Raw genomic sequence first — 10572 nt, 5'->3', positions numbered from 1 at the left:
TGACGCTAAGGGTAGTCATTTTGTCGAGCTAGAAGCACTTTCCGATCTAGGGAACATAGAACATTATTCAGTGACTATAGAGCCTGAGGGTGGGGCAGAAAGGCCTAGTAGCGATATGATCTTTGCCGGAGATCATAGAGGTCCTAACCTTTAATCAATGAACACTACTAAATTTATTTCTTCTCATCATCAAGATAGAAACTACACCTATCGTGATGAGATTACCTGCAAGTCCCCAAAGTCCTGCATGAAATCCCCAAGGCCTCGCATTATCCGACATACCCTGCCAATTTAGGTACATGATTCCAAATGTGATTAAGAGTCCCACCAGGAGACCTGAAAATATAGCTTCTTTTTTTAAGGATTTTATATTAATTCCTAAAATTATTGCAGGCGCTACCTGAGAGAGAATCTCAAGCTTTATTTCCATTAGTCTCCATATTGTCTGCGGAAGGTGTATAGCCATATAAGCCATTACGGCCATGATAATCCATGAAAAGAACTTTCCCATAAATGTCAGATGGTGCTGTGAGGATTTTGGTTTTGCAATCCTGTAGAGATCTTGTGTAAATAGTGAAGATATAGCCAAAAGGGCTGAGTCGACAGTCGACATAATAGCGGCAACTGCAGCTGTGATAAATAAAATTATTACATACTCAATACCTGGGATATTTTTTGCAATATCGCTAAGCAATATAAGAGTAATCTGCTCACTTCCGTCCCTATCAAGTCCTGGCATTTGCGCGCTGCCTACTATTCCAATAACTACAATAAAGAAAGTAGTCACTAATGGCATAAATACCATCACTTGGAGTGAGCGTTTTAATGTACGCTCATCTTTTGCTGAGTATATACGCTGTATTGCCTGGGGATAAATTGAGATTCCAAAAATAACTATTAATAAAGTGCTTAGCCAGACTCTTTTCTCTTCCCATGTGGGGGCTGCCCAAATATCTGGGCTATTGGTTTTAAAATATTCTGCTGCTGAGCTAAGGCCGTCATATTGGTATTGAATGGCTATAAATATAATAGCGCAACCTAGTAGTAAAATTACTCCTTGAATTACATCTGTCCAAGCAACGCTCCTTAGCCCCCCAAGAGTTTCGTATATAACCATGATTAGTGAGAGGGCTAGCACGCCATATACAAAAGAAACTTGTCCACCAGTTGTTGCTTCAACAATGTGACCCATCGCTTTTAAGTTTGTGAGTATAAAGTTTGCTAGTGCAATTATTAATAATAGAACCGCTAGAATTGTAAGAACTCTAGAGTTATAGCGGTGCTGGATATAATCACCAATAGTTATGAAATTAAACTTCTTAGATAGTCTGTATAGTTTAGGAGCAAATAAAAGATACCCACCAATAACTGACATCATAAATGTTACACTTAAAAGGACTGTGTATCCCTCTCTATATGCTTTTCCGGCATATCCAACAATAGTGTTGCCGCTGTATTGAGTTGCATAAAGAGTTAAGAACAATACAAAAAACCCCATATTCCTGCCGGCTAGGTAAAAATCTGAGAGTGAGTTCTCTTTTTGCTTAAGTTTCCCCAAAAGACCTATTAGTATTAAGGAGCCTAAATAGGCAGACATGAATATGATGCCGCCTGAGTTTAAAAGTGCATCTGTGTTCATGATGCACCGCCCTTTGAGTCTCTATTGTTGTCGTCTGCCGATACGCTCCAATATCGTCCGAGTAATATAGCGATAACAATTGCATAGACAATGCTCATGCATAAGCTGTAAACTGCCCATAGTGGAAATCCTAAAAATTCAGCATCTCCAAATCCAGTAAAAAACCATGGAACAGTCAACACTAAAAGTGCAAATGAAATGATAAAGATTAATAGCCTTTTTATGAGTTAACTCCTAATCTCTTTATTGTATGCCGAAATGCCTTGCAATTATTGCCAACTTACTTTAAATTTCTATGGGGTTTTAAATACAAAAAAACTTTTATAACATCCGGAGGCATCGCATGGCTAAAAAGGGTAACGGCAAAAGTAAAAATGGGAAAGGCAATGGTAAATTTAAATTACCAAAGAGATATGAAGACGCATTAAAATATCCTTTATTCGATTCTATCTTTAACCGTCGCTCAAGAAGGTTTGGGCTTGGTATGGATCTTCCCGATCAGACTTTAGGCTATACATCCAACTACGATCCTCTACCACTTGAAGAGCTAGATGAGGCACTTTTAGCTTGGTCCGGAACTGGACTTACCGGGCTATGTCTTGCCGATCTGCCACCAGAGACAGGAATTGATCTGCTATGTCAGTGGACAGGGCGCACCTGGCCATCAGCGTGTAATAACCATGGTACAGAACTATTTTTCACAAACGATAACGGACTATATCACATAGATGTAAAACATATGCTTCCCAAAAACCATGAGCTCGATATGTTCTTTAAAATGGACCGTAACGAGAGAATGGAAAGAGTGCTTGAACTCTATAGAGAAAGCCTTGTAAAACTTGATGACGGTAGGGCTGATCTGCCCGATCGTATGCCAGGACTATTTAATTTTAACCAATGGAATACTAATAAGCCCGGAACATCAGTTTATATTCCGGTAACTGATATTACTGAGGAGTACTTAAACTTACTACACCTATATTGTAGTAATACTTATGGGTTCACAATTATTGATGATCTCACCGGAAAACCTGCTGGAGTTAGTAAGTGGATAAAGAAGGGTAGATTAAAAGATAGCGTTAAACTCTCGCTATTTGATCTTGAGTCACGCGTACTAACAGGACTAAATGTTGAACAAGCATTTATATGCCAGAACATGAGCCTCGCACTACAGGCTTTAGGTCTTGCAGGATGGACATTTAGCGGTTTCATCCCAAGATTTGCTTTGGGTGCAGCTCCTGATCTTTTCAAAGGACTAGGATTTAGATTTGTTGAGCCTAAGAAAGGTGTAATTAATCCTCCGACTACCATTCCAGTTGGTAGAGACGGAGTTTTTCAGGGCTACTGTCCTCCATATTACAAAGATATGAACGAAGCTATTGATATGTTCCATGAACATAAAGATGCCAACTGGGAATCTAATAAGCCGTTTCCATACACAGAAGCAGATAAGCATTTAATGAGAGCTCCAAAACCAACTGAGACAACGAAGCAGATTGTAAAGGATGTCGCAAATTATATTTACGATACCTATGGAAGGTTCCCAGCTTTTGTAGATCCTATGTACATGAGGCTAGTGTTCCAGGCTATGAACATCGATGTTGAATTCTATGACGAACATTACCCAAAAGGATCCTATTCGGATGTTCACTTAAAAAGATTTAAGGATAATACCGGAAAGGGAAAGAAGGCTACAAAAGTTGCAAAGAAGAATGCAAAAAAAGCAAATGGACGTAAGTCAGCAAGAACATAATTAGCTGATTCACGGCTTAGTCATAACTAAGACGGGGTTATATGAACTTGCTGTAACTATCATATAACACTTGACAAACATTTGAAAATTATCTAAAGTGCATTTGGGATGGGTATTTTTTAGACTCAGTTAATTCGGATGGGGGTCATTGCATGAAACGATCAGATATTGAAAAAGAATTGGCCGACAAATTTAATTTGCAACCTTCACAATCAGAGCAGATTCTCGATACCATTATTGAGCATATGACAGAGGTTCTCGAAAATGATGGTAGAATCGAAATTAGAGGATTTGGAAGCTTTTTTACAAAAAGCTATGGTTCATATGAAGGCCGTAATCCTAGAACTGGCGATAAAGTTACGGTTTCATCTAAGAAATTACCTCACTTTAGGCCTAGTCGTGAGCTAATCGGTAAATTAAACGACGAGTAGTTACAAAAACTATTTATAAATACTTGTTGAAAATCTTAAGCTATACCAAAGAATTGTAAAATAGTGAAATTGACAATTCTGTCCATTTTGATAGCATTAATTTTCTATGGCACTACGCGATATTCTTCTCTATCCTAACTCTATTCTAAGGAAAAAATGTGAACCGGTAGAAGTGATAGATGATGATTTAATTGAACTACTGGATGACATGGCAGACACCATGTATGAAGCACCGGGGGTAGGGTTAGCAGCACCTCAGGTGGGTATTTCCAAAAGAGTTTTAGTAGCCGATATACAGCCAAGAGAAAGAATTAAAGAGAGTGAAGAGGGGGAAGAAATCTTGCTTCCTCCAGATAGAGCTGAACTCATTGAGCTCATTAATCCAGAGATTGTCTTTTCTGATGGCGAAGTCATCGGAGAGGAGGGTTGTCTTAGCATCCCTGGCTTCGTGAGCGATGTGAAAAGGAAATTTGAGGTAGTTGTAGAGGGATACAACCGTGATGGGGAGCTTTTGGAGATTAAATGCGATGACCTTCTTGCAAGAGTATTCCAGCATGAAATTGATCATCTTGATGGCGTTTTGTTTATTGACAGGCTGGGAAGGCTCAAACGAGAGTTACTAAAAAAGAAAATTGAAAAAGCACTTGGAAAAGAAGAAAAGCAAGCAGTCTTATAGTTGCATTTTGCCTCACCTAGACAATAAGTCCCTTATTCCTTATTATTAAGCCCCATGCCATCTAAGCTTTCACAAGAGCTATCTCCTTTTTACGTAATGGACGTTTTGGAGAAAGCAAAGGAAATAGAAGCCCAAGGCCACAGAGTCTTTCATTTTGAAGTTGGCGAGCCGGACTTCGAAACTCCTGATGTAATTTCACAAGAGGCTCTTAGGTCCATAAATGAAGGAGATACAAAATATACTCATAGCTTGGGTATACCTGAACTAAGACAAGCCGTATCTGAAAATTACAAAACAAATTACAGAGTATCTATAGATCCTGATAATGTGATTATCACAATGGGCAGCTCTCCTGCTTTATATCTATCTATTATCTCACTTATCGAGCCAGGGGATGAAGTCTTGATAACTGACCCGCACTATGCATGTTATCCTCAGATCATAAAAATTGCGGGAGGGGTTCCAAAAACTTTTAGAATCTATGAAAATGAAGGTTTTCAAATAGATGTGGATAGATTACGCAATGAGATAACTAGTAAAACCAAAGCCATTATTATTAACTCTCCTGCTAACCCAACTGGTATCGTGCTTAAGCCCGAGGTTATGAAAAAGATAGCCGATTTAGGTATACATATTCTTTCAGATGAAATCTATCATGGACTTGTCTATCAAGGTGAGGCGAAAACTATTTATGAATTTACCAATAAAGCATTTGCAGTAAATGGGTTTTCCAAATTCTACTCAATGACAGGCTGGAGGCTTGGTTATTTAATAGCTCCAGGGGAATTTATTAGACCAATTCAAAAGCTTCAGCAAAATCTTTTTATATCACCAAACGCTTTTGTACAAAGAGCCGGAGTGGTTGCACTCAATAGTGCTCAGGATGTGGCCAATAATATGGCGCTTAAGTTTGATGAAAGAAGAAAAGCTATGATTAGTGGACTAAAAAAGCTTGGTTTTGAAATTCAGGCTGAGCCTGAGGGTGCTTTTTATGTGTTTGTTGATGCAAGCAGAATAAATCCTAACTCACACGAGCTCGCATTTGATATTCTGGAAAAAGCTCATGTTGCAGTTACGCCGGGCATTGATTTTGGCGCTGGTGGCGAGGGGTATTTAAGATTTTCCTACGCAACTTCTATTTCAAATATAGAACAAGGAATAGCTCGTTTGCAAAAATATATTGAAAAGGCGGAAATGGCTTTATGACACTGCCATCAATAGCCCAAATAGATATCGCAGAGAAAAGAGTTTTCATCAGAGTCGATTTCGATTTTCCAACTATTGGTGATACATCAGCTGAAAATAATAGAAAAATTATCAACGCTCTACCCACTATAAGATATGCTCTAGCTCAGAATGCCAAAGTTGTTATTGCTTCAAGCTTTGGAAATGCAAAAGGTAGATACAACAAAAAATATAGTCTTGAAGCTGTGGGCAGCATACTTTCACAATCACTTGGAACTGAAATCTACTTTCCGGATAATTCAATTGGAGAGGCGGTTAAGAAAATAGGCACTGATATGCAACCGGGTCAGGTAATGCTGCTTGAGAATTTAGAGTTTCAAAAGGGGGAGATTGAAAATAGCTCTGACTATGCGAGAAAATTATCAGAATGTGCAGATATTTATGTAAATGAGGCGTTTTCTCTTTGCGATCATAACTATGCATCTATAGTCAGCATCTGTGATTACTTTGAAAATTTGTGCATAGGCTTTCAGTTCGAAAATGAAATAAAAAACCTAGAAAGTATTAAAAATCCCCAACGACCTTTCACAGCAATTCTAGGAGGCTCCAACGTTTTAGAAAAGCTTGAGCTTGCTGAATATATGCTGGACCAAGTTGATACAGTAATATTAGGTGGGGTTTTTGCAAATACATTTCTAAATGTCCTTGGCGGTGAGACTGGGAGATCGCAAATAGAAAAAGATGCAATTTATAGAATTAAGAGGTTTATCTCTTCTGCTGAGACACGAAATATAAATTTGGTTTTACCACAAGATCTTCTTGCAATAAAAGGTGATTTGAACAATTATGAGAGTTCCTTTATAATTTCAGGCGGCCGTTTGCCAAAGGATATGAAGGTCGTTGATATTGGCCCTGATGCTCAATCAGATTTCCAAAGTAGAATAGAAAAGGCAAAAACTGTTCTTTGGTCAGGACCTTTGGGCATATGTGAGCACGATGAGTTTAAAAAGGGTACTGAGTTTATGGCTAGGGCATTGGCCGAGTCAGATATTTTCAGTGTAATCATTGGACAAGACACAATAGACACAGCTCTTGATGCAGTTGGGCAGGAGGGTAGAAGCTTTATCTCATATGGTGGTCAGTGTTCAGTGGATTACTTACTTGGTAAAGAGCTGCTTGGTATTGAGGCAATTAAAGGGCGACTTTGATGAAAAGAAATATGATAGCCGGCAATTGGAAGATGAATATGCTAAGAGCTGAGGCAACTGAGCTTACCCAAAGCATTATCTCTGGAGTATCTGGTATAGACCATGGTCTTGATATAGTACTTGCACCGCCTTATACAGCTTTAGATATTGTCAATGGATTAATAGCAGATACGCAAATTGAGCTATCCGCTCAGGATGTATTTTGGGAAGACAGAGGAGCCTACACCGGAGAGGTTTCTCCAGCAATGCTTGTTGATGCCGGATGTGAGTGGACAATTATTGGTCATTCAGAAAGGCGAGGTATATTAGGCGAGACAGATGAGGTTGTTAAGAAAAAAATTGGTGCTTCACTAAATGACGGACTAAATGTAATAGTATGCGTTGGCGAGACATTACAAGAAAGGGAAGAGGGCAACACAATCGAAAAAGTCACTACACAAGTTAAAAGTGCAATGTCAGATTTAGTGCTTGATGACCCAAGACGGTTCGTTATTGCCTATGAGCCAATATGGGCAATTGGGACTGGTAAAAATGCAACTCCAGAACAAGCTGAGCATGTTCATGCCACAATTCGTGAAATAACAGGTAATATATTCGGTCAAGGTTTTGAATTAATCAGGATAATTTACGGGGGAAGTGTAAACGTAGGAAATATTGAAGAACTAATCAATATGGAACATATAGACGGAGCGCTTATAGGAGGCGCGGGTCTTAATGCGGATTCCTTTGTAGAAATAGTAAAAATTGCAGGAGAGTAGAGAAAAGTGGAACTAATAATTTATTCAGTGCAAGCAATACATATTGTTGTGAGCATATTGCTCATTGTTGTTGTATTACTTCAGCCGGGTAAAGGTGGAGATTTGGGGTCTGTGTTTGGCGGCGGCGGAGGATCAAGTGAATCTGTATTTGGTGCAGCAGGTGCTGTGCCGTTTTTATCTAAGGTCACTAGAGTGCTCGCGGTCTTGTTCTTGCTTAGTTCTTTAACCCTAGGTTATTTTGCAGCTAAGAACGTTAACACATCAGTTGTTACTGATATACCTACGACACAGCAAACCACTGATATAGCCTCACCAACTGACACTTCACAGCAAGAGCCTATTCCCCCTGATAACAGTGGCCAGGACCAAGGATCAGCTGCACAAGAGCCCGCTCAGCAAGAGCAGCAGCCAGCTGAGCAAAGCTCAGGTTCAGAGTTATCTGATGGAGCGGCAGAGCAGCCGGCACCCGAAGCTAATCAAGAGCCTTCTGGCGAAAACACTGAGGATACGCAGTGAAATAGCTTGTCATAAGACTAGAATTGTTGCGAGTACCAAGCTCATTAAGTATTATTATCAAGACATAATTTTATTCGGAGGTATTTAATAATGGCATATATTATTGCAGAGCCGTGCGTTGACGTTAAAGATAAAGCGTGTGTTGAAGCGTGCCCTGTAGACTGTATCTACGAAGGCGATAGCCAACTTTTCATTCATCCTGAAGAGTGTATTGATTGCGGCGCTTGCGTAGATCCATGTCCTGTTGATGCCATTTTTCACGAAGACGAGCTCCCAGAAAAATGGAGCGAATACACTGAAATGAATGCCGATTTCTTTGAGGGCAAAGAAGGTCTGGAGCCAGCTAGAAAGGACTAAAATCCCAAATTGATATAGATAAATAACTAAAGGGGATATGTCCTGTGCATATCCCCTTTTTTATTTTGTGAACTAAGGTGAATAAAAGGGCATCAACTAAAATAAGGGAAACTGAATCTGCGAAGAAACAAACAGCTCTAGCGGTACTATCTCTGCTTGAAGATGAATATCCAAATGCAAGGTGTCATCTAAACTTTGAAGGCCCGTTTGAGCTGTTAATCGGCTGTATACTCTCTGCTCAGTGTACTGATAAAAGAGTTAATCAAGTAACACCTGAGCTGTTTAGAAAATATCCAACTCCATATGAATTCTCGAAAGCTGATCAAAGCGAGCTTGAAGAGGAGATACATTCGTGCGGATTTTACCGCGCGAAGGCTAAGTCGATCGTTAACTGCACAAAGGCTCTAGTAGAAGAATATGACGGGGAAGTTCCCAAGACAATGGATGAGCTCACAAAGCTAGCAGGGGTAGGGCGAAAAACTGCAAATGTAGTGCTCGGAAATTATTTTGGCATACCGGGAATAATCGTAGACACTCATATAAAAAGGCTGTCAACACGGCTTGGGTTTACAAAAAATACTGACCCGACTAAGATCGAATATGATTTAAATGAATTAATTCCTCAGGAGAAATGGACAATTTTCTCAAATTCCTTGGGTGATCACGGACGTACAGTGTGCCATGCCAGAAAACCAATATGCGGGGATTGTATGCTTAGTCATCTTTGCCCATCTGCGGGGCTTTTCTAATGCAGCGCTATAATACCTACAGGCCATATATAAAAGAAAAACTCGGCTACAGAGTAAATAAGCTCTCAGTAGATATGGGTTTCACGTGCCCAAACCGTGACGGCAATTTAGCGATTGGCGGCTGCGTGTACTGTAATAACGACAGCTTTGTTCCTCCATATGCAAGGGCTCGCTACACGATGGATCAGCAGATCTCAAACGGTATGGAGTATCTTAGAAATAGATTTAAAGCAGAGAAATTTATTGTTTATTTTCAATCATATACAAACACCTATGACTCTGTAGATAAATTAGAGCAAATGTACCGTCAAGCCCTGAGTTATGATGACGTTATCGGAATAGCAGTAGGTACCAGATCAGACTGCGTTGATGAAGAAAAACTAGACATGTTCCAAGGGCTTGCCAAAGAATGCTATGTTTGTCTTGAATACGGTATAGAGTCAATTTATGACAAAACCTTAGATTATATGAACAGAGGGCATAATTACCAATCTGTCTTAGATGCAATAGAGATGTCAAAGGGGAGGGGTTTTGAGATTGGAGCACACATAATCGTCGGCATGCCTACAGAAACCAAAGAAGAAATGCTCTATATGGCTGATGAGATCTCATCTTTGGGAATTGATGTTTTCAAAGTACACAACCTTCATATTGTACGAAATACTCAGCTTGCTAGAATGTATGTTGAAAAGCCTTTTGAACTATTTGGATTTGAAGAGTACATAACTTTTATAGTTGATTTTTTAGAGCGACTATCACCGGATATGATCATCGAGAGGCTATTTACAGACACTCCACACCAGCTTCTTATTGCTCCGGATTGGGGAAAATCTCATCTTCAGATCCTCCAGGCGATAGAAAAAGAACTCGAAAATAGGGATACTTATCAAGGGCGATTATACCAAAATGGCGGATAGAAGAATTTCATGAAAATCTAACAATCAGATGATATAATATCGCTGTGATAATAGGTGAGCAGCAATTGGAGGCTTAAGATATGAAAAGTTCAAACCCGGCTCTTGGCAACAATACCTTTGAGCAATACCAGCCTGGCATTCAAACAGCCGGAGCTATGACTATAAACGGGACCATAAACAAAACACTGATCCTTCTTGCGCTTGTTGTAATCCCTGCGGTTTGGGTTTGGGATATGTTCTATGAGAGCGGCATAACAACTGAAGGAGGGCTTGAAAACGCGAGCCTTATGTACTGGCTATACGGCGGGCTGATTGGTGGATTGATTTTTGCATTTATAACTATTTTTAAGAAAACATGGGCGCCAATAACAGCGCCAATCTAT

General features: G+C 39.6%; 12 protein-coding genes. 11 read left to right on the top strand and 1 reads right to left on the bottom strand.

Annotated features, from left to right (window positions below):
* Positions 1 to 154: 154 nt before the first annotated feature.
* On the bottom strand, positions 155 to 1639 hold the full coding sequence (locus AAF462_05875) for a sodium:solute symporter family protein (protein MEM7008648.1): 1485 nt from the start codon (positions 1637 to 1639) through the stop codon (positions 155 to 157).
* A gap of 343 nt (positions 1640 to 1982) precedes the next feature.
* On the opposite strand from AAF462_05875, the gene AAF462_05870 reads away from it, so the two are divergent.
* From AAF462_05870 to AAF462_05820, 11 genes are all read left to right on the top strand, one after another.
* Complete coding sequence (locus AAF462_05870) at positions 1983 to 3392, top strand: hypothetical protein (GenBank protein MEM7008647.1); 1410 nt, start codon at positions 1983 to 1985, stop codon at positions 3390 to 3392.
* Positions 3393 to 3544: 152 nt separating this feature from the next.
* Positions 3545 to 3823, top strand: a complete 279-nt coding sequence (locus AAF462_05865) for an HU family DNA-binding protein (protein ID MEM7008646.1) — start codon at positions 3545 to 3547, stop codon at positions 3821 to 3823.
* A gap of 106 nt (positions 3824 to 3929) precedes the next feature.
* Positions 3930 to 4499 carry a peptide deformylase gene (gene def, locus AAF462_05860; GenBank protein MEM7008645.1) on the top strand — a complete coding sequence of 190 codons (570 nt, stop codon included), beginning with the start codon at positions 3930 to 3932 and terminating at the stop codon, positions 4497 to 4499.
* Positions 4500 to 4553: 54 nt separating this feature from the next.
* Complete coding sequence (locus AAF462_05855) at positions 4554 to 5705, top strand: pyridoxal phosphate-dependent aminotransferase (GenBank protein MEM7008644.1); 1152 nt, start codon at positions 4554 to 4556, stop codon at positions 5703 to 5705.
* Positions 5702 to 6892 (top strand): phosphoglycerate kinase, encoded by a 1191-nt coding sequence (pgk, locus tag AAF462_05850; protein ID MEM7008643.1) that lies wholly within the window; start codon positions 5702 to 5704, stop codon positions 6890 to 6892. Before AAF462_05855 ends, pgk begins: the two co-directional genes overlap by 4 nt.
* The gene (tpiA, locus tag AAF462_05845) at positions 6892 to 7650 is read left to right on the top strand and encodes a triose-phosphate isomerase (protein ID MEM7008642.1); all 759 of its coding nucleotides are present in this window, start codon (positions 6892 to 6894) and stop codon (positions 7648 to 7650) included. Before pgk ends, tpiA begins: the two co-directional genes overlap by 1 nt.
* Positions 7651 to 7656: 6 nt before the next feature.
* Positions 7657 to 8166 carry a preprotein translocase subunit SecG gene (gene secG, locus AAF462_05840; protein ID MEM7008641.1) on the top strand — a complete coding sequence of 170 codons (510 nt, stop codon included), beginning with the start codon at positions 7657 to 7659 and terminating at the stop codon, positions 8164 to 8166.
* Positions 8167 to 8256: 90 nt separating this feature from the next.
* Positions 8257 to 8523, top strand: coding sequence for a ferredoxin (fdxA, locus tag AAF462_05835; protein ID MEM7008640.1), 267 nt, complete (start codon positions 8257 to 8259; stop codon positions 8521 to 8523).
* 77 nt (positions 8524 to 8600) lie between these two features.
* Positions 8601 to 9272 carry an endonuclease III gene (nth, locus tag AAF462_05830; protein MEM7008639.1) on the top strand — a complete coding sequence of 224 codons (672 nt, stop codon included), beginning with the start codon at positions 8601 to 8603 and terminating at the stop codon, positions 9270 to 9272.
* Positions 9272 to 10189, top strand: a complete 918-nt coding sequence (locus AAF462_05825) for a TIGR01212 family radical SAM protein (GenBank protein ID MEM7008638.1) — start codon at positions 9272 to 9274, stop codon at positions 10187 to 10189. The genes nth and AAF462_05825 overlap by 1 nt, the downstream gene beginning before the upstream one ends.
* 80 nt (positions 10190 to 10269) lie before the next feature.
* On the top strand, positions 10270 to 10572 hold a 303-nt coding region (locus AAF462_05820), incomplete at its 3' end, for a Bax inhibitor-1/YccA family protein (protein MEM7008637.1).

The sequence above is a fragment of the Thermodesulfobacteriota bacterium genome (assembly GCA_039028315.1).
Taxonomy (GTDB): domain Bacteria; phylum Desulfobacterota_D; class UBA1144; order Nemesobacterales; family UBA2774; genus CR02bin9.
The sequence above is the reverse complement of the archived record's forward strand: the minus strand, read 5'-3'. Positions and strand labels throughout refer to the sequence as shown.